Source organism: Streptomyces sp. NPDC002536, assembly GCF_053594995.1.
The window spans coordinates 128093-148164 of the sequence record NZ_JBSFWU010000002.1; the positions used below are offsets into that span (position 1 = coordinate 128093).

Annotated in this window: 18 protein-coding genes; 11 read left to right on the plus strand and 7 right to left on the minus strand. The window is 68.7% G+C overall.

Annotation, left to right across the window (positions count from 1 at the left end; genetic code table 11):
* Positions 1–51 precede the first annotated feature (51 nt).
* The 10 genes from ACWD4B_RS01495 to ACWD4B_RS01540 all read left to right on the plus strand — a co-directional run bounded on the left by ACWD4B_RS01495 (position 52) and on the right by ACWD4B_RS01540 (position 12904).
* Positions 52–909, plus strand: coding sequence for a hypothetical protein (locus ACWD4B_RS01495; RefSeq protein ID WP_451418831.1), 858 nt, complete (start codon positions 52–54; stop codon positions 907–909).
* A 301-nt stretch (positions 910–1210) separates the two neighbouring features.
* Positions 1211–2419: a DNA cytosine methyltransferase gene (locus ACWD4B_RS01500; protein WP_451418832.1), complete on the plus strand. Its 1209-nt coding sequence runs from the start codon at positions 1211–1213 to the stop codon at positions 2417–2419.
* Complete coding sequence (locus ACWD4B_RS01505; protein WP_451418833.1) at positions 2419–3537, plus strand: DnaB-like helicase N-terminal domain-containing protein; 1119 nt, start codon at positions 2419–2421, stop codon at positions 3535–3537. The genes ACWD4B_RS01500 and ACWD4B_RS01505 overlap by 1 nt, the downstream gene beginning before the upstream one ends.
* A gap of 49 nt (positions 3538–3586) precedes the next feature.
* Positions 3587–4978 carry a DUF317 domain-containing protein gene (locus tag ACWD4B_RS01510; RefSeq protein ID WP_451418834.1) on the plus strand — a complete coding sequence of 464 codons (1392 nt, stop codon included), beginning with the start codon at positions 3587–3589 and terminating at the stop codon, positions 4976–4978.
* A gap of 77 nt (positions 4979–5055) precedes the next feature.
* On the plus strand, positions 5056–5526 hold the full coding sequence (locus ACWD4B_RS01515; protein ID WP_451418835.1) for a hypothetical protein: 471 nt from the start codon (positions 5056–5058) through the stop codon (positions 5524–5526).
* A 353-nt stretch (positions 5527–5879) separates the two neighbouring features.
* Entirely contained in the window at positions 5880–7187 is a 1308-nt protein-coding gene (locus ACWD4B_RS01520) for a hypothetical protein (protein WP_451418836.1), read from the plus strand.
* Positions 7174–7770, plus strand: coding sequence for a hypothetical protein (locus ACWD4B_RS01525; protein ID WP_451418837.1), 597 nt, complete (start codon positions 7174–7176; stop codon positions 7768–7770). Before ACWD4B_RS01520 ends, ACWD4B_RS01525 begins: the two co-directional genes overlap by 14 nt.
* Positions 7763–8407 (plus strand): hypothetical protein, encoded by a 645-nt coding sequence (locus ACWD4B_RS01530; RefSeq protein WP_451418838.1) that lies wholly within the window; start codon positions 7763–7765, stop codon positions 8405–8407. Before ACWD4B_RS01525 ends, ACWD4B_RS01530 begins: the two co-directional genes overlap by 8 nt.
* A 4-nt stretch (positions 8408–8411) precedes the next feature.
* On the plus strand, positions 8412–11555 hold the full coding sequence (locus tag ACWD4B_RS01535; RefSeq protein WP_451418839.1) for a hypothetical protein: 3144 nt from the start codon (positions 8412–8414) through the stop codon (positions 11553–11555).
* Complete coding sequence (locus ACWD4B_RS01540) at positions 11552–12904, plus strand: hypothetical protein (RefSeq protein WP_451418840.1); 1353 nt, start codon at positions 11552–11554, stop codon at positions 12902–12904. The genes ACWD4B_RS01535 and ACWD4B_RS01540 overlap by 4 nt, the downstream gene beginning before the upstream one ends.
* Before the next feature lie 73 nt (positions 12905–12977).
* Here the strand turns inward: ACWD4B_RS01540 and ACWD4B_RS01545 are convergent, their stop codons facing one another.
* Positions 12978–13865, minus strand: coding sequence for a DUF5655 domain-containing protein (locus ACWD4B_RS01545; protein WP_451418841.1), 888 nt, complete (start codon positions 13863–13865; stop codon positions 12978–12980).
* Positions 13866–14505: 640 nt separating this feature from the next.
* Here ACWD4B_RS01545 and ACWD4B_RS01550 point away from each other — a divergent pair.
* A complete protein-coding gene (locus tag ACWD4B_RS01550) occupies positions 14506–14781 on the plus strand; it encodes a helix-turn-helix domain-containing protein (protein ID WP_451418842.1) in 276 nt (91 codons plus the stop codon).
* Between the two features lie 168 nt (positions 14782–14949).
* On the opposite strand, the gene ACWD4B_RS01555 is transcribed toward ACWD4B_RS01550, so the two are convergent.
* From ACWD4B_RS01555 to ACWD4B_RS01580, 6 genes are all read right to left on the minus strand, one after another.
* Positions 14950–15048 carry a 3-oxoadipate enol-lactone hydrolase gene (locus tag ACWD4B_RS01555; RefSeq protein ID WP_451418843.1) on the minus strand — a complete coding sequence of 33 codons (99 nt, stop codon included), beginning with the start codon at positions 15046–15048 and terminating at the stop codon, positions 14950–14952.
* Positions 15049–15085: 37 nt separating this feature from the next.
* A complete protein-coding gene (locus ACWD4B_RS01560) occupies positions 15086–15664 on the minus strand; it encodes a hypothetical protein (protein ID WP_451418844.1) in 579 nt (192 codons plus the stop codon).
* Positions 15665–15669: 5 nt separating this feature from the next.
* On the minus strand, positions 15670–16791 hold the full coding sequence (locus ACWD4B_RS01565) for an ROK family glucokinase (RefSeq protein ID WP_451418845.1): 1122 nt from the start codon (positions 16789–16791) through the stop codon (positions 15670–15672).
* Positions 16792–16990: 199 nt separating this feature from the next.
* The gene (locus ACWD4B_RS01570) at positions 16991–17815 is read right to left on the minus strand and encodes an ATP-binding cassette domain-containing protein (RefSeq protein WP_336414860.1); all 825 of its coding nucleotides are present in this window, start codon (positions 17813–17815) and stop codon (positions 16991–16993) included.
* Positions 17812–18852 (minus strand): ABC transporter permease, encoded by a 1041-nt coding sequence (locus tag ACWD4B_RS01575; protein WP_336414861.1) that lies wholly within the window; start codon positions 18850–18852, stop codon positions 17812–17814. Before ACWD4B_RS01575 ends, ACWD4B_RS01570 begins: the two co-directional genes overlap by 4 nt.
* Positions 18849–19859, minus strand: coding sequence for a sugar ABC transporter substrate-binding protein (locus tag ACWD4B_RS01580; RefSeq protein ID WP_451418846.1), 1011 nt, complete (start codon positions 19857–19859; stop codon positions 18849–18851). Before ACWD4B_RS01580 ends, ACWD4B_RS01575 begins: the two co-directional genes overlap by 4 nt.
* Positions 19860–20072 lie beyond the last annotated feature (213 nt).

Genomic DNA, 20072 nt, shown 5'->3' on the forward strand with positions numbered 1-20072 from the left:
CCGTTCGCCGTCCACGTCCCGGCACACTCCACGGAAGACCTGCCCTTTCCCATGACGACACCGTCCGTCGATGCCCTCCTGTTCGACGTGCCCGCGCCGCTCACCCCCATCGAACGACTACTGGTCCTTGCCGACCACTACACCCACCACAACGACGCGATCGACACCTTCCGCCTCAGCTCCTCCTCGGGCCCCGATCTCGGCACGTACGCCGACTCCGCGCAGCGCCTGGCCCACGAGACCCTCACCGCCGTCAAGGCCGTCCAGGACCAACAGCTCTACGAAAGCCGCGAGCTGATCGACGCCCTGGTACGGCTCAAGCAGCTCGCCTACCTGAGCAACGAGGCTGCCCTCCGCCTCGCCGATGCGCGAGAGGCCCTCACCACCCGGCCCGCCGCGGCAGGCAGTGCAGAACCTGATCGTCCCGACGCACTGGAGATCGCCGGCCGCCAGGCACGGCTGGCCGGTGAACTGACCGCGCTCGCTCCCCAAGCCGCCGTCGAGTCCGCCGACCGCATCGCCCGGGAAATGCGCCGACGCCGGCCCCCGGCCGGCATCGCAGTGCAGGAGCTGAACGCCGTCCAGCACAGCGCGCTGCAGGAAGTCGCCCGCGGCCACATCCGCGTGTCCGAAAGCCTCGGCCGGCAGTACGTCCACAGCCGCGACGTCCGCGTGCTGATCAGCACGCTGCGATCCCTGGAAGCCAAAGACCTCATCGCACACGAGCCCAAGTCCGCGCCGCCCGCCTTCGTCGGCGGCCCGCTGCCGGACCGCGTGCGCCTCACCTCCCGCGGCACGACCACCGTCGCCGCATTCATCGGCCTTTCCCCAGCAGCCAGGGCCAGGGCGACAGCCACCGCGCGCCCTGCACGGCCAGCACTCAACGCGGCATCCGGCCGGGCCCGCTGACCTCGGCCGTCAACCACGCTGATTCCCCACCGTGTTGGGGACCGTCACGACCGCTGGCATGCCCACCCCGCACGCGGGCCGATCGCGGCGCTGACTCCGGCATTCCCCCACTTTCCTTTCCGGCCACCGTCCTGGCCGGCCCTGTTCACTGCAAGGACCGCACCATTTCCGCAACCCCCGCATTCCGCTCCATCTCGCTAGGTAGCGGAGTTCAATCCAGCACGATGCGACTCGCCCTGTCAGCAACAGGCGTCCTCCCAAAAGTCGACTACGCCATGCAGGATGGCTTCGGGCTGGCCGCGTGATCGTTGACCTCTTCAGCGGGCCCGGCGGGTGGAGCCACGCTCTGACCCGGCTCGGCGTCCGGGATGTCGGCCTGGAATGGGACGAATGGGCCTGCAAAACCCGCGCGGCCGCTGGCCAGCTGACCATTCGCACCGATGTGGCGAGGTACCCGGCCTGGCCTTTCCTCGGCCGGACGACCGGGCTGATCGCCTCACCGCCCTGCCAGGCATGGTCGATGGCCGGCAAGCGCCTCGGGCTCGTCGACCAGCCCCTGGTCCACCAGGCCGTCGCCGACCTCGCCACGGGCCGGGACACCCGCGAACGGCTGCTCGCCGCCTGCCGGGACCAGCGTTCCCTGCTCGCCGCCGAACCCATGCGCTACCTGCACGCCCTCAACACCGTGGGCGAGCCGGACTGGGTGGCCATGGAGGAGGTGCCCGATGTCCTGCCGCTGTGGCGGCAGTACGCCGTCGTCCTGCGCCGCTGGGGCTTCTCTGCCTGGTCCGGCATCCTCAACGCGGCCGACTTCGGCGTCCCCCAGACGAGGCGGCGGGCCATCCTCCTCGCGTCACGGACCCGCACCGCGCAGCCTCCCGCCCCCACGCACGCCAAGCTCGCCGAGCCGCCTACCCTGTTCGGGCCGGGCCGCACGCAATGGGTGTCCATGGCCGAGGCCCTGGGCTGGGGCGCCACCGACCGCCCCGTCCCGACCGTGTGCGCCGGCGGCGGACCCGGCGGAGGCCCGGAACCCTTCCCCTCCGGCTCCCGTAAATCCCTCGCCGACGCCCGCGACCGCGGCACCTGGAAGAGCCACCCGCGCGGCACCACGCGGAAGGACTCCGCCCACGCTCTGGACGCGAGGCCTTCGGAGGCGCGCTGGGCCTGGTCTCTGCGCAGCAACAACCAGGCCCACGCCACCGTCCGCAGCGCGGACGAGCCTGCCGGGACGCTGTTCTTCGGCCACCGCGCCAACGAGTGCGTCTGGGTCGCCGACCCCGTCGATGGCCGTCGGCACGAGGACGGTCCGGCGCCGGAGCCGATCCGGATCACCGCAGCCGAGGCTGGCCTGCTCCAGACCTTCCCCGCCGACTACCCGTGGCAGGGCAACAAAGGCCAGCGGTTCTCCCAGATCGGCAACGCGGTCCCCCCGCGCCTCGCGGCTCACCTCCTGGCCCCGCACCTCGGCAAGACCCTGGGCCCCGACGACTTCACCCTGGCGGCCTGATGCCCGACTCCCCCCGCCCCCAGCCCGACCCCGGCCTCGACGACCCAGCGCCGCCGCGGCCGGTGCACTACGCCGAGCAGGCGCTGCTCGGCGCTCTCCTCCTCGACCCTCAGCAACTCAAGGCCCTCGGTGCCCTGGAGCCCGGCCACTTCGCCGACCACTCCCACGCCGTCCTCTTCGCAGCCATGCGCACCCTCCCGCCGCCCGCCCCCGAGGCGCACGCCAGGGAGCCGCTCTGGCTGAACGCCGTCCTGCACGCCGCCCGGCCCGAAGCCCCCGGTCTGAGCGCCGCCTACCTGCACAGCCTGGTCCACGCCTGCCCCTGGACTGGGCACGCGGCCGCGTACGCGCGAATGGTCCGGTCCGAACACGCCCGCCGGACCTTGCGCATGCACGCCCAGCGCCTGGGCCAGTCGGCCACCGACACCACGGGCCCAGACCCGGCCGCCGCCGTCCTGGACCAGGCCGAAGCCCTGGCCCGGTACCTGGACGAACTCGCCGTCCAGTTCGCCCCGCACCCCGGCTCCCTCCCCCGCACCCCGACCCCCACGACCCCGCCACGCTATGCCGGTGAGGAGGCGGTGGAGGAAGAGCGGCTGCTGCTGGCGTCCGCCACCGCCCACCCCGACGGGCTCAAGACCATGCGGTGGCTGCAGGCCGAGGACTTCGCCCTCCCCCTGCACGGCGCCCTCTTCCAGTGCCTGACCGTCCAGGCCCACCGGGACGAGCCCGTCGACGCGGTCACCGTGCTGTGGGAAGCCCAGCACCGCGGTCTGCTCACCGCCGGCCTCACCCCGGCCGACTTGATCGCTTTGCTCTCCACGCCCGCCGGCTCACCGGAGCACTGGGGCGAACGCGTCCTCCAGCGCGCCCTTCTCACCCGAGCGCACACCGTCGCCCTGCGGATCCAGGCGTTCACCGACGACCCGGCCAACACCCCTCACCAGCTCGTCACCGGCAGCCGCCGCGCTCTCGCCGACCTCACCGCCATCCGCGCCCGCTGGCACCGCACCACCCCACCACAACCCCCACCAGCCCGACCCCGCACACCCCGCCCACCAGCAGCCACCCGCGCCGGACCACCGGCCATCGCCAGCGTGCACCGAACCACCCGATAACCCCGGGCCCGGCCGGCCATATCCGGCCGGGCCCGAGAACCGAGCGCCCATGCCCCACCCCGCCCTTGACGCCCATGTCCACCTGGCCCGGCACCGCGAGCACCCCGACGCCGTCACCGCCACCATCGCCAGCCCCGACACCCGTGCCGCGTCTGCCCTGTTGAGCGTCCACGGCTTCCGTCCGGCCCATGAGCAGACGATGGTCCTGGCCCGCATCGACCACGAGGAGCCCTACTACGCCGACCAGGCCGCGCGCGCCTTGCGCGCACACGGCGCCGACGTCGAGATCGACGCAGGCCTGCAGGAGGACATCGACACCGAGTGGACCTGGGCCGACTACCCCATGCCCTGGCTGACACGTGAGGAGATCCGCGAGGTCTCCGCCGAAGCCCAGACGATCCACGACGACATCACCTCCGGCCGCCTCCTCATCCACGCCCACGCTCACGACGGTCACACCTTCGTCGCCGTCGGCACGTACCGCCACGACGGCCAGAGCATCCACCTCCACGGTGAAGACCACCTCCGCCAAGTCGCCCTCGTCTACGACAACCCCACCGAGGCCCTGGCCGAGTTCGACCGCCTCAACGGTGACGCCGTACGCCCCGGCCCCCCGCCGGCCACCGACATCGAACAACGCGCGGCACTCGCCCTCGCCCCGCCGGGAGCCGCCACGCCAACCCCAGACGCAACCGGCCGCCAGCCGACGAAAGGCGAGCGCGAGAGCATACCGGTGTGGGCAGCCTCCCCCGGCGACCACGAAGCCCTGCTGGACTCCTTCCTCGCCTCGCAGCCGGAATGGGAACGCCACCGGACATGGTCGGACGAGACAACCATCGCCGCTCACGAATCCCTCACCCTGCGGGTGGAGTTCCTCCACGAGGCCGCACCCGAGGACTTCAACTGGACGATCGCCGCCTACGAATCGCCCGTCGGGCCACGTACGTGGCATGCCTCCGTGACCGCCGCCACACCCGTCGAGATCGTCGAAACCCTCCTCAACGCCCTCTCCACCGACGACATATGGGGACCCAACCCTGAAGTGTCCGTCATGGAGAAATCCGTCGCGCAGGCCACACGCCCCCTCGACGAAGCCACCTGGCCGCAGAAGAACGACGGACGCCGACTCCAGTGGACCTCACCCAACGCAGACCCCGTTGGCGTGCAGTTCGACGCGTTCGCCGCTCAGTCGACCGCGGACGGCCCCCTGGACACCTGGACCCTGTGGGGCGGCAACGCTCCCGACCGCCCCGCCTGGGCCATTCACCTCTCCACGCACGCCCCCGCCTCGCTTCTGCAAGACCTCGCCTTCGAACTCGCCCACGGGCACACCACCAGGCCCGCTCGCCCCAGTCCGCCCCAGCAGCCGCACCTAGCCCTCCCTACCAGCCGCCCGACGCCGTCTCTCCCGGCCAGCGCCCAGCCGGCCCGCAGGCGGTAGGCCGGCGCATCCGCGCCACCATGGACTGGCCCCGATTTCTGTACCTACACTGTCCCTACAGAAATAGGGAGGCAGTCATGGGCAGGCCGACGGGCGACGGTGAAACTCCCAAGCGGAACGTCCGCGTCAAGGAGTCGCTCTGGGAGGATGCGAAGAAGGAGGCCAAGAGGGAGGACCGGACGATCACTGATGTCATCGTGTCGTCCTTGACCAAGTACGTAGCCGAACGCCGGGCACAACGGCGAGCCCAGAGGTCCATCCCCCTCAGCGACGACACAGCAGCCTTGCTGCGCCACCTGGCGGCGGACCGCCCAAACGGCTCCGTGTTCGCACCGAAGAACGTCCAGCTCCGCACGTTCCACGCCGCGAACAGCCAAGTCGTCCTGCTCGACTCGAGCGAGGTCTCACGCATGCTGCGCGCGCTCGGCGCCTCCTACCGCGCCCCCCTGTACAGGGGCGTCACGCAAGACCTGGACGAACTGGCCGACGCACTCGACATGCAGGCACTGGCCGCCCAGGAAGCAGCCCGCGGCGACGGGCTCGTCTAAAGAGTCAGCGCAGGGCGGCGGGCAAGAACGCGGCGAGGCCGATGACGGTACCGGCCGCCAGTCCCCATACGGTCACACGCGCTCGCGTCAGCTGCGACTTCACGGCGTCAGCGTATACGTGGCCGTCCCGGCCCGGGAGGGCTGAGGCGGCCACAGGACAACCCTCCGTTGATCCTGCTGGGTCGCACGCTTGACGATCTCAACTTTCCACTACCAGGAGATCGCAAGCGCACACCCACAGTCACGATCCTATGGCGAGTCGCCCGGCCTAGCCGCGCAGACCAGGACTCCTCTAATAAGAGAGACGCCCCCGAGGGACAATGGAAGGACTTCCGCTACCAGGGAGAGCGGAGATGAAGACCGTCGACCTGCCTGCCAACACAGCAAGCAGGAATCCACTGAGCGAAGAGCAGCAGTCACAGAGGCTTCGGGCGCTAGTGGCACCTGTTGCGCGGCACGCTCATGCGACGGTGACGGATCCAGGGACGCTGCAGATAGCGTACGACATTGCGGACGGCTTCGCCGGATGTTCCGGTGAGCGCAGAGGTGCCACCAAGGCTGAGGTTTGGGAGTGGATATCGAAGAATATCTCTGCGGCCTATTCGTACGAGCGGTTCGAGGAACGCTGGCGTGTCTTCGAGAGCGACGGCCTGATCAAACCACTCCGACTGAAGAAGCATCAGCAGCGGCACACCTTTGATCCATACGGTGGCCTGTTCCTGATCATCTGGGACAGGGTGAACACCGAGGGCGGTCTCGATGAACTCATCTCCCTTCTGGACCGAACACAGCACCTGCTGGATCGCGAACGTCCCGACCGTCAAGCGGTGTTGCGTAACATCACCTATTGCCAGTGGATCTTCGCGACCTTCGCCGTCCAGCTGGAGGAGCTGGTTCTAGAGGGCTCGGTGCAGGAGCTGAAGGATTACGAAAGGCAGTACAACCACCGGGATCTATATGAGCGCGTCCTGGACCTGAGTCGTCAGGTGACACGGCGCTTCCCGAGGGATTTCGCTCTGGCTCAGCGTGCAGTGGCCATGGTGGAGGCCGAACTACGCTACGGCTTCTGGGCCACGGAGGCCGTTAAACGGGTAGCTGATCAGGCTGCGCGTTCGCTGGATTTCGATCTGTTTTCGGCCGAGGATTATCTGGACGCCGCGAAATATTGCCCGCCGGAGGCGTTGACTGAGGTCGGCAAATATCTGGTGGCGGATTCTCCGCCGGTGTGGGTGGACGCAGGGTCGGTAGTGGAGGCGCTGGAAATGTTCGTGCCCCGCTGGCAACCACACCGTCGTCCGCCTGTGCCACGCGGAACGCCTGAGCAAGATCCTCTAGGGCCGTTGTTGCGACGTCGGTCCAGCGAGCGGGTGCGCCGCGAGAATGCGGCTGACCGCCTCCTGCTGGAGCGCGAGCAGGTAGAGGTGACTGAAGAGCTGCGCCGGTCCCGGTGGCCCCAGGCTGCCCGTCTGCTGACCGATCTGCTGATGCTCGACGCCGACCCACATGCGCCCTACGGCGTGCAGATCGCAGTGGAGCTGATCATCGACCGCCTCGGCTGGGTTACCTACCTGCACCCAGTCACCCTCCACCGCGTGACAGTCGGCACAACCGCCCAAGCCCTGCCGGCTGATTCCAGGGAGGCGGGTCATGAGGAACCCTGATCCCCCGCTGATCCTGGCCGCAGCCCGGGCCTGTGGAGCGGTGGAACGCGCTGGGCTGTCCGATGACGTGCTGCAGCAGGCCGAGGAAGCTGCACAGCTGATGGGCCGCGTGCTCGTCGCATGCGCCTGCCCTTGGCCGCCGCCGGCCGCCGCGCCGTTCAGATCGGGAGAACTACGCCTGTCCTTGACGCTGGGCTGGTCGGAGCCGCCTGTCCCCGAAGACCTCGGTCTGTACCCCGTGGCCGGACTCTCTCCGAACCAGACCCTCGTCTTCGCCCTGTGTCTCGCATGCGCTTGGCAAGATCGGCACGATGCGCCTTACCCAGGGGTTCCTTTCAGCCCGGCCGTTGTGCGCGACGCCGCCGCCGAACTCGGGCTGGACCCCCGCTCCACGGCCAGCGCGCTCAACAGCTCACTGCCACTACGCCTGCTGATCGTCGAAGACCACGACGAGTTGCGTCTGGGACCTGCGGTCGCCGCCTTGCCGGACACCTTCACCGAGGCGATGCGCCGCTTCTACGACTACCTGCACGCCCTTGGCCCCAGCGGCCCGTTCCACGAGGGGGAAGGCCGCAATGACTGATCAGCATCTGTCGGACGTTGACGAGGGCCACGTGCGGTCCGCGCTCGCCGCCGTAGAGATCGCAGACGGCATCGTCCCCGCCGAAGCACTGGCTGCTCTGCAGACGGATGCTCTACGCGCCGTCGTCGCGCAGCGCCTCGAAGCCGCCGGGCGCGTGCTCCTGAAGCGGGAGCACAACGGCGTGATCGGCTACACGAGCGGCTTCCAGGACACCATCGCCGAACATCTGGCACGTGAGGGCATCGGCGTGCTGCCCCCGATGGACCGGGCCGTGCTGGCGATGGTGCTGCTGCGCACCGTCGCGGCCCCTCGCGCCCGCGGTGAACATCACTCCCGGTCGTGGATGGCCAACGGGCCAGGCACTCAGGCCGAAGAGCTGTACGCCAACGCCCCCTTCACTCACGATCAAATCCGCCTCGCCCTGCGGCGGCTCAAAGCCCGGCGTCTGCTGCGCACCGGATTCCACGGCGCCACGCTCCCCGGGCCAGCGCTGTTGCGGCTGACCGATCAGCAGTCCGCCCGCCTATGGGAGGACCTGGTGCTCGTCACCCGCCCCACCTCGCGGTATGCCCTGGCCATCCGCCAGCGGCGCCAGGAACATGACGCGGGCCAGGGGGAGAGTGCTCCAGAGGAGTAGTGCCATGACCACCTCCGCCCCGTACCTCGGTGATATTCCCGTCTCCACCGGCCCGGCCGATATACCGGTCGAGGATGCAACCGACGATCTCGGGGAGATCGGGGCCCGGCAATTGCTGTGCGTCCAGACCTTCGATATCGCCCGGCATCCGACTGCGGCAGTCGGCGTCATCCCCGGCTGCTTCGTCGCTGTCTCCGGCAAGGGCCCCCAAGACTCCAACGAATCAGGGAAGACCAGCTGGTTGGCCAGCGTCGCGCTTCTGCTCGGTGACCCGGAATGGCGGATGAAGGGCGGTGGCCCCGGCACCGTCGCGGACCTGCTGTTCGAACCCAATACAGCGGGGATCGCAGCCCAGCACTACCCGGCCGCAACCACGGGCTATATCGCCGGCCTGTTCGCAGACCCCGACGATGTCAAAGCCAGTGCCCACACCGTGTGGATGAAGCTGTCCGCCACGGCACCGTACGTGAAAGTGCGCCACGCCCCCGGAGTCCACCTGGCCACAGCCCCTGAAGAATCCGAGCGACACACTCAGGCCGCCGACATCTTCCGCCACCTGCCCAGACCCTCGTTGGGCGCCATGCGCTATGCCGAGGAACTGTACGGACCCGCACCACGCTGCCAGGCGTACCTGGGCTCCCGAGGCCGCCGCCGGGGCGGCCCCTCGCTGCTCAAACTCGACCAGGGTCTGCTCACCCCCGCTGCCATCGGCACGGCCCTGCTGAGCCTTACCGGACGCGAACCGCTCATGGAACGCGACGTCGCCGTCCGCAAGAACCTCTCCGAGGCCATCAGCAAACGCGACCAGCAACTGCGTCAGGACGCCGACAAGCGTGCACGGGAAGATGCCCAGCTGGATGCCATCAGCCACCGTCAAGCTGCCCGTGAAGCCCTCACCAGGGCATGGGAGTTGTGGCAACTCCACTACGCCCGGGGCCTGCTGGACGCACTGGGCCGCCAGGAAGAGCTGGAGTCTTCTCTTCGGAATGCCGAGGAACGCCTCGCATTGAGCGAACGCGCAGTCCAGCAGGCCCGAGCAGAGGAGGACGCGCTACAGAATCCAGACGCCTTGAAGCAGCAGCGTGACGCCACTTCAGACCAACGCAGGCAGGCCGAGGAGCGCTTGGAGACCGCACGAACTGACGAGAACGAGTGCAGCTACCGCCACCGGAGGCTGAACGAACAGATCCACGAGGCCGAGGAGGCAGCCCGCGGCGTGCACGGCAGCCTGGAGCAGGCACGCGGGGAGGCGGACCGCGCCCGCGCCGACGTAGAACAACGGCAGGGCGAGCTCGGGGCCGCCACCGCCGCAGTGGACGCCGCTCGCGCCGACCTTGACCGAGCGGAGAAGGGCCGGTACGGCCCGGCCGGCCGCACCATCAGCGTGCTGCGTGATGCCAAGATCCATGCAGCTGGCTTGCTGGACTCCCTCAACCTGACCGCCCGCGAGCGCCCAGCTTGGGAAGCTCGGCTGTCGCTGTACCAGGATGCGGTGTGCATCGCCGCCGACGACGCCCCTGCCGCCCGTGACGCACTGCGCTCGCTTCCCGGCGCCGTGCTGATCGCGTGTCCCGCCAAGATCTCCGGCACCGCCAGCAAGGACCAGGTCAGGGCCTTCCTCGACGAGCTGGCCAGGCGTATGCGTATCGACCACGACCCCGATACTGCCGTCGACCAGGCCCTGGGGCTGCACGCCCTCGGCGGCTTCACCACCCCTCTGACAGGCCGCGCAGCCTTGGTCGCCCGGTTGCGCGACACCCTTGATCAGACCGAATCGGTCCTCCAGGCAGCACAATCCGGGCTCGAGCGAACCCGCTCGGAATGCGACCAGGCGAACGACCTCGTCCATCGGCTGGAAAGTGCCGCTCTCGCCCGTCAGTTGCACAGAGAAAACACCACGGTCGAAAACGAGCTGGCCGGACTGCGGGCCGTCACCGCCACCCGCAGGGCAGAATCCGAGAAAGCCCAACTCGCCTACGATAAAGCCAACCTGGCCTACTCCACCCTGAAGTCCCAACGCCATATCGCACGCCAACACACCGTGCAAGCACAGCGCGACGTCAGCGACGCCACGGGCGCCCGTGACGCCTTCCAGAACCAGCTGACCGAACTTGAACTGGCCTACTGGATCGAACGCGGCGGAACCCGGGAATCGGCCTTGCAACAACTGCGCTGGCCTACCTCCAGTGAGACCGGCGAGAACGCGGTTGAGGGAGCGGAGCCGGAGCACCGAACGGAAGTCACCTTGCGCAGACGAGCCGGCCGGTATCTGGACCGCTCCCTGCAAGCCCTGGGCATCGACCTGGTCGCCGGCGCCAACGCACCCACGCCCGAGCTCAAGGATGCAGTGGTTCTTCGCGCCAACCGCAATGACGAATCCGGCAGCCGCCGATTCGCCGATGCCACCGCCTTCGAATCTCCCGCACGCGCATTGAACGACTGGCTGGAGCAGCTCGCCGACGCCGATGAGGCCGCATCCCGGCTCATCCAGGACGAGCGCGCAGAGCGCACGGACTCCATCGCTTACTGCCGGCAGGCCGTCGACCGCCTTGAATTCGACCTGCGCGCCCAGCAGGACGCCATCTCACTCCTGCTCGACCAGGCCATGGACAGCATCGAGACCGCACTTACCGACCTCAACCGCCGAGCCGGGCTCTACGGCGTCGAACTGCAACGCGTCATCAGCCCACCGCCCTCCCTTACCGACCTGTGGCAGTGCGAGGTCACCCCATGCTGGCGCCGTACCCCCGGCGGCCAGATGCTGCGGTACGACAACGTCACCAACTCCGCCCAAGAGAAGCTCTTCGCCATCCACCTGGTCCTGGCTGCCCTGCTCGCCTCCCCTCACCCCCGCGGACGCATCCTGATCCTGGACGAACTCGGCGACACTCTGGGTACCCACCACCGGCGCGAAGTTCTCGGAGCCCTCACCAAGAGCGCCACCGACCACGGCATCACCGTGCTGGGAACCTGCCAGGAATCCCTCATGGACGATGCCGCCGACTTCTTCGGCGAACTCCTCTACTTCACCTACCCCAGCCTCACCGAGGCTCTCAACGCCCCCACCCGCATGTTCGGCTACGACTCCAACGGTGAACACCTCGAACTCACCCTCGAAGCACTCCTCGCCGGACGCAGCTGGTGGTGACCATGCGCTCCGACGGTCCCCGCATCGACCTCGCCAACACCCCCAGCGGCCTGGCTGCCCACGCCGTCCAGCGCACCCGCGCCGGCCCCGACGGCACCCGCATCATCGTCCTCCAACGCGGCAGCCGCCTGCGTACCGAACAAGTCGATCTCCTACCAACCAGCCCACCCGCCCCCCTCGACCTCAGCACTGTGCCCGAGCTCACCCGCGCCGGGGACCGCACCTTCGTCCTGGGCGCCAGCCGACGCTCCTGGACCGCTGTCGTACGCCACTTCGGCCCGCGCGCATGGACCGCTGCCATAAACCTGACCCGCGCCGGAGTCGTCACCCTGCGCTGCACCGTCATCGAACCGCTCACCCTCGGCGCTCCCACGGCCTGGTACCGCACCCAAGCCGCAGCCGAAGCGGCCCAGCACCGTTCTGGCACGCTCGCTACCCATCAGCAAGAACTCCGAGACCAACTGCATGGCGCCCTCGCTTCCCTCGGCACCTACCGGCACAGCCCGAACGTCAACCACAGAGCCGACCTCACCGACGACGATCTCGCCACCGTCGAGAACGCCCTCCGCCACGAACTGCGCAAGACACATCCCGCACCCAAGCGCACACTCATCCTGTGCGCCCTCACCCACGACCTGTGTGAAGGCATCGTCCACCTCAACGCACGCGGCTTCTCACAAGCCCACACCGGCAGCACCAAGACCTGGGACAGCGCACGCGCCATCCTCAGCAGCACAGGCATACCCCCCGCCGTGGCAACGGCCATCGGCCTCCGCCGCAACAGCCTCATCGGCATCGGCGGCGCCATCACCGTCCACCTCGGCCGACAGACATTCCCCTTCGCCCTCTTCGAAGAACCCGTCCTCCTCGCAGCGGAGCAACCCGGACTGCAATGCACCCTCGACGGCACACGTCTGGTCATCGTCGAGAACCTGCAGGCGGCACAAACCCTGTGCACAACGTTCCGGCAAGCGTCCGAAACCCGTGACACCGGCATCGTCTACAGCGGAGGAATGCCCAGCCCCGCCGCCCTCCATCACATCGCCGCTCTCGCCGAAAAGGCACACAAGACCGTCATCGCGCCGGACGCAGACCTTGGCGGAGTACGTATCGCCTCAGCAATACACGACGCCCTCCCAGCGCAAGCCCGCACTCACGCCCTGATTTGTGATGCCGGCGCAACCACGCACAAACCCCAGCCCCCTTGGCCAAACGACAGCTGCACATGGGACGGACTACGCGCCGCCCTGAACGGACCAGCGGCAGCACTAGCCCAAAGCTGCCTCAACCGCGGGTACCCAGTAGAACAAGAAGCCGCAATCGTCCACAGCGTTAGTGGAGTCCTCTGAGGAGCGGCCTCTGGGTTCGCCTCCCCTCCGTCCTCGGAGAAGTAATCCTGTGCCTGGAACGGATATGGCCCAGCTACACCGCGGTGTAGCTGAGGCGGAACAGGTCCTGGGCGCGCTCCAGGTCCCGGTCCGTGCGCAGCTGGACCTCCAGATCGCCAGTCCCATGGTGGCCGAGCCCGGTCACGTCCCGGGTGAATCCGGGGACGAGGTCGACCTCCTTGGGGTTCACCTTGAGGTAGACAAGCAGTTTGTCCCGCTGCGGCGGGCAGACGCAGGCGAAGTTCCGCAGCCGCTGGTACGCGCGGTAGGTCTTGCGCTGCACCTTGGTGATGTCGTCACCGAGACCCAGCAGTACCTGGTCGACCTCCGCGAACAGCTCCTGCACCACCCCCGTGGCCACACGAGCACCGGGCGCTGCGGCCTCGCCCGCCCGGCGGGCGCGCGGGACGGCCGTCTGGGCGGCGACGGAGGCGACGGTCTCCAGGCCGAAGTGGTCCTCGCCGAAGAAGCGGTAGCGGACCAGATCGATACTGCGCCGGTGCTCGCGGATGGCGTGCATGTCGTAGCGGGTGAAGTTGCCGGCGACGCAGATCAGTCTCGGTGCGCTCCACAAGACCTGGGCTGCGGCCGCGGCCCCGAGCCGGTCGCGGACCAGGTGCCCGTACTCCGCCTTGTGATCCACGAGCCACGACAGGTAGAAGAGCCCCTGGTTGATCACGCCGGCATCCGTCGCACGCTTGAACTCGATGACCACCGGGGCGCCGTTCTCGTCCATGCCCAAGGTGTCGATCCGGCCTCCATGGACGGGGCCCGTGCTGAATTCGCTCGCCAGAAACCGCACGCCGAGCATCGCCTCGAGATTGCCCTCAACAAGGGCCTGCACCTCCGCCTCGGCCTCGGCAAGACGCGACGTCACCTCCGTCACGGCACCTTTCGTGTGGAACAGCTTCAGCGCTGGCACCTCCCCCTCCTCAACTACCACAAGCTCAACGCCAGCAAGGGGAGACGTATTTCCGCTCACCAGTCGCGGGGACGCTGCCACCTCGTGGTGCACGGCATCGAGCCCGCCGTGGGGGACACCAGCCACGGCAGGCCACGCAAGTGGCCACTCCAGATTGGACGACGGAGATTGCCTCGAAGGGGTGGAACATAGCGCGGGATCACCGGTTAGCCAAACCGGTGATCCCGCACATCATTGAAAGTCCACCGCCACTCTCTGCCCGCACGTCGGAAGGCATTGCCGGAACAGTCGCCGATTCAACCTGACAGGCCTCGTCAGCGCTTCATGCCGCCCACCTAGTTCGCGCAGAACAGGTCCGCAGCCATGCTCCAATTCCCCCAGGGCAGACATAACGTTCCAGGCACCAGCGCCGATATGGAGAACCTCCTCGCGCCCTGGGTAAAACCCGATGCGCGGTCGAGAGCATTGGGGGTTAGTTCGCGCATCAAACCCCAGGGCAACGACATGGCCTCGCCTACGCGAACCACCATGATGCCCCAACGCCACAGCCACTGATCGCCCATAGGCCGTTCCCCGCAGTTTCGAAACCTACTGGCGCCACATAGACAGCGCCATTGTGAAAGCCACTGGAGAATCCACCATGCACAGGCAGACAGACGAGCTGCAGGGCGCCCCGTACAGCCCTACGCACATCCGCGCCACCTGGAGCGGGACGGCGAGCGTGGAGGACGCGTCCAAGGCCCTCGGGTTCTCACGAGCCAAGGGCTACAACCTGGTTCGCCAAGGGGAGTTCCCCTGCCGCGTGATACGCATCGGCCGTAAGACACGCGTCGTCACCGCCTCCCTGCTCCGCGTACTCGACAGCGGAGAGCCGGAGTACAGCAGCGCCCCCACCGAACGCTGCGCGCCGTCGTAGTCCGCGGTGCGACGAACCCCCGCCGTAGGGCCACCCGGCGGGGGTTCGTCGTAATCACCATCGATCACAGGCGTATCACCAACTGCACAGACCCCCCGAGACAAAAGGGCCCTAACCTGGATTTAAGTACCTCTCATGGACCTGCTGGACGCCAGAAGACGCGTTCGCCTACCTGTGCCAGGTGGTGCCCAGCTCGGGGCCGAGGACGAGGACGGGCCCGCCCTCGGGGCCGTCCAACCGGTACTGAAGGGTCTGCTTCTCACTCACCCGCGCCACGCTATCCGCAGTGCGGGGTTCCCCGCCGTCAGGGGGTCGTCGTCGAGACGACGTAGACCTTCGGGTGCTTCGGGTCGTCCAGGTTGGCGGTGATCTCCAGCTCCGGCTTGGGACGGTCTCCCTGCTGGTGGACCGTTCCCTTCCAGTGGTGGCCGCTGCCGAACTTCCAGCCGACGACAGCCGCCTCGTCCTGGTCGATGGTGATCTCGCCGTCCTTGAGGGCGGACGAATTCGTGCCGACGCTCTTGAGCCACTTGTCGAACTTGGCGGGCGTGGTCGTGAACTGGAGGTACAGGGAGCTGGACTTCCAGGAATTGTCCTCGTAGTGCGCGACCCCGGTCGCGTAGTACGGCACCGACATCCCGTAGATGCGGCGCTGGAGGCGCGACGGCCAGCCCTCCTCCAGCTGCCCGCTGGTCGCCTGCTCCTCCTTGTCGCCGCCTCCGCCGCGGCTCTGCAGCGCGGAGATGTAGAGGTACCCGGCGGGGACGGCGATGAGCAGGAAGACGATGACGGCCTTGAGCCAGCGGCGCGGCGGGCGTCCGCCGTCGCCGCCGCCTATGGGCTGTTCCGGCGCGGCCGGCGCCTGGTTTCCGGTGTGTTCCATGGTGATCACCCGCGACCTGCCTTCGCATAACGCTCGTATCGTTCGACCCGGCGCCGGTTGGCGCGCCGGAAGCGCCGCGCCACCAGGCGGGCCAGGTCGGCGGCGCCGACCATGCCGGCCTCGGGGCCGAGCTGGGCCTTGACGATCCGGGCCTCCGGCCGGTAACCGCGGCCGGTGAGGTGGCGCCGGAAGGCGTCCCGCGCCGGGCCGATGAGGAGGTCGTCGGCGGCGCTGACGCCACCGCCGATGACGAAGCAGGAGGGGTCGAGGGCGGCGGCGAGGTTGGCGATGCCGACGCCCAGCCACTGGCCGATGTCCTGGAGGAGCTCGACGCACATGGCGTCGCCGGAGCGGGCCAGCTCGGTGATCAGCGGGCCGGTGATCTCCTGGACGTTGCCGCCGACGCGGTCGATGATGCCCTGGGCCACCGGGGACTCCGCCGCGGCCAGCTCGCGGGCCTCGCGGACCAGCGCGTTGCCGGAGCTGTACTGCTCCCAGCAGCCGCGGTTGCCGCAGGGGCAGCGGTGCCCGCCGGGGACGACCTGCATATGGCCGAACTCGCCGGCGACGCCGAACTTGCCGCGCTTGACCTGGCCGTCCTCGAGGATGGCGCCGCCGATGCCGGTACCGAGCGTGATCATGACGAGGTGGTCCTCGCCGCGGCCGGCGCCGAAGCGCCACTCCGCCCAGGCGGCGGTGTTGGCGTCGTTGTCGACCATGACGGGCACGGCGAGCCGGCCGGCGAGGCGGTCGCGCAGCGGCTCGTTGCGCCAGGACAGGTGCGGGGCGAAGAGGACGCGGTTGCGGTCGGCGTCGACCCAGCCGGCCGCCCCGATGCCGACGGCGTGCACGTCGTGCCGGTCGGAGAGGTCGAGGACGAGCTCGGTGATGGTGTCCTCGACGACCTTGGGGCTCTTGGACTTGTCCGGCGTCTCGGTGCGGATCTCCTCGAGGATCGTGCCGTCGGCGTCCACCACGCCGGCCATGACCTTGGTGCCGCCGATGTCGATGCCGACGGTGGGGACGCGGGGGGCGGTGAGGTGGGAGCGGCGCTCGCGGGTGCCCACGGTGCGCAGGACGGTCGCTCTGGCGGTACCCCGGTGCACCCTGTCGCGGTACATGCTCATCGCGCCACCTCCGCGCTGCGCGGTCCGGCGGGTGTTCGGGGGCGTGCTCGCACGAGTCGTCGTCCCTGCGGTGGTCTCGGGAGGCCCGCGGCCTCGTGGGTGTGGTCGTGGCCGATTGTGCCTCACCGGGGGTGGGCGGTGCACAACGGCGGGGGCGGGACGGTGCCCCGTCCCGCCCCCGCCGCGCCCGGTCCGGTGGTCAGCCGGCCGGGTCCGTGTCGACCTTCTTTCCGCCGATCACGTCGGGGCCCGGGGCCCGCTCCAGCTCGTGGCTGAGCTGGTCCAGCTCGCTGCCGCCCGCCATCTGGCGGGTCAGCTCGTCCAGGGCGATCCCGGACTTGGTGTGGCTGCCGGCCATCGCACCGCGCTTGAGCAGCACGAAGCGGTCGCCGACGAGGTAGGCGTGGTGCGGGTTGTGCGTGATCAGGACCACGCCCAGGCCCGCGTCCCGGGCGGAGGCGACGTACTTGAGGACGACGCCGGACTGCTTGACGCCGAGCGCGGCCGTCGGCTCGTCCAGCACCAGGACCTTCGCGCCGAAGTAGACGGCCCGGGCGATGGCCACGCACTGCCGCTCGCCACCGGAGAGGGTGCCGATGGGCTGGTCGACGTCGCGCAGGTCGATGCCCATGCGCAGCAGCTCGGCGCGGGTGGTCTCGCGCATCTGCTGGACGTCGAGGCGCTTGAGGGGGCCGCGGCCCTTCGTCGGCTCCGAGCCCAGGAAGAAGTTCCGCCACACCGGCATCAGGGGAACCACGGCGAGGTCCTGGTAGACCGTGGCGATGCCGCGGTCCAGCGCCTCGCGCGGGGAGTCCAGGCGGCTCTCCTCGCCCTCGATCTCGAAGGTGCCCGCGTCGTGCTGGTGCAGCCCCGCAATGATCTTGATGAGGGTGGACTTGCCCGCGCCGTTGTCGCCCAGCACACAGGTGATCTCCCCCGCGTGCACCTCCAGGGAGACGCCCTCCAGGGCGCGGATGTTGCCGTAGTACTTGCTCACGTCCGTGAGCTTGACCAGCGCGGTCATTTGCTCGCCTCCGCCCGCTTGCGGACCCATGCGTTCAGCAGGGTGGCCAGCAGCAGCATGGCGCCCAGGAAGAACTTGAACCAGTCCGGGTTCCACTGCGCGTAGACGATGCCCTTGCTGGTCATGCCGAAGATGAACGCACCGACCGCGGACCCGAACGCCGAGCCGTAGCCGCCGGTCATCAGACAGCCGCCGATGACGGCCGCGATGATGTAGAGGAACTCGTTGCCCACGCCCTCGCCGGACTGCACGACGTCGTAGGACATCAGCAGGTGCTGGCCCGAGATCCAGGCGCAGAAGGCCACGCCCATGTACAGGCCGATCTTGGTCTTGTTGACCGGGACGCCGACCGCGCGGGCCGCGTCGGAGCCGCCGCCGACCGCGAAGATCCAGTTGCCGACGCGGGTGCGCAGCAGCACCCAGGTGGCCAGGGCGACCAGGCCGAACCACCACAGGATGGTGACCTGGAGGTCCACGCCGCCGATGGTCAGGTGGGAGGCGAAGACGGCCCGGGCCGAGTCGAAGCCCTCCATGTCACCGATGGTCTTGGTGGACACGGTGCCGCTGATGAGCTTGGTGAAGCCGAGGTTGAGACCCGTGAGCATCAGGAAGGTGCCGAGCGTGATGATGAAGCTGGGCAGCTTGGTGCGGGTCAGCATGAAGCCGTTGAAGAAGCCGATCGCGAGGGTCGCCAGCAGCGAGACCCCCACGCCGGCCCAGACGTTGGCCGTCATCTGGTAGCTGAACATCGACGAGATCAGCGCCGAGCTGGTGACCATGACGCCGGTCGACAGGTCGAACTCGCCGCCGATCATCAGCAGCGCGACGGGCACGGCCATGATGCCGATCGTCGACGAGGCGTAGAGGACCGTGGAGAGGCTCGACGCCTGCAGGAAGCTTTCGGCGACGAACGAGAAGAAGAGGAAGACGGCCGCGGCCCCGACGACCGCGCCCAGTTCGGGGCGGCCCATCACATGGCGCAGCCAGCTTTGGCGCACCAGGCGTTCGTCGGCCTCCGCCGGGGCTGCTGCGCTCATCGGGTGCCCCGCTTCGTGTAGTCGGCCAGGGCCTTCGCGTCGTCCTTGGTGATGATCTGCGGGCCGGTCAGCACCGGCCGGCCGCCGCCGAGGACGTCGGCGTTGTACTTGTACAGCCACAGCAGGTCGACCGCCTCGTACCCCTGGAGGTACGGCTGCTGGTCCACGGCGAAGCCGAGGGAGCCGTCCTGGAGGGCGTCGGCGACCTTGGCGTTGAGGTCGAAGGTGTCGACCTCGGCCTTGCTGCCGGCCTGCTGGGCGGCCTTGACCGCGGTGGGCGCGAAGGGGGCGCCGAGGGTGACCACGGCGTCGATGTCCTTGTCGGACTGGAGCTTGGCCTCGATGGACGACTGCACGTTGGGCATGTTGGTGCCCTCGACGTAGAGGTTCTGCAGGTCGCCCTTGAAGGTCTTCTTCACGCCGGCGCAGCGCTGCTCGTGGCCCACGTTGCCCTGCTCGTGCAGGACGCAGACGGCCTTCTTCCTGCCGCGCTTGTTGAGCTCGTCGCCGACGGCCTCGCCCGCGATGGTCTCGTCCTGGCCGATGTGGGTGAGCGCACCGAAGGCCTTGGACTCCTCGGAGCCCGAGTTCACGGTGATCACCGGGATGCCGGCCGCCTTCGCCTTGGCCACGACGTCCTTCATGGCGTCGGGCTTGGCGAGGGTGACGATCAGACCGTCGACCTTCTGGTCGATCATGGCCTGGACGTCCTGGGCCTGTTTGTTGCCCTCCACGTCATGGGCGTAGAGGAATTTGATGTTGTCCTTGACCGCCGCTTGCTTCGCACCGTTCTGGACGATGTCCCAGAACGTGTCGCCATCACCCGAGTGGGTGACCATCGCGAAGGTCCACCGGGGCGTGTCGACCGCAGCGTGCCCCTGGGCGGCCGCCTTGGCCCGCTCCTCCGCGCGCTTGCCGCCCGTACTGCTGCACCCCGCCAGAGTGGCGCCGAGCACCGCTGCCAGCACAGCGCTCAGCGCGCGTACGCCTGTCCGAACCCTTGCCACGAGGACTTGCCCTTCCCACTGTCTTTCACGGTGCGGCCGGACCCCGATCGTGCAGGCCCAACCGCCCAAGTATCCGTCACCATCCGTCACCGCTGTCGGCCGGGGCGTCGGCGGTACGTACCGGGCTGTGCCATGTGGGTGGAGTTCTAGTGGCGGACGCCACACCGCGTCAAGACTTTGTCAGAACATTCTTACGACGGGACATGCCTGGCC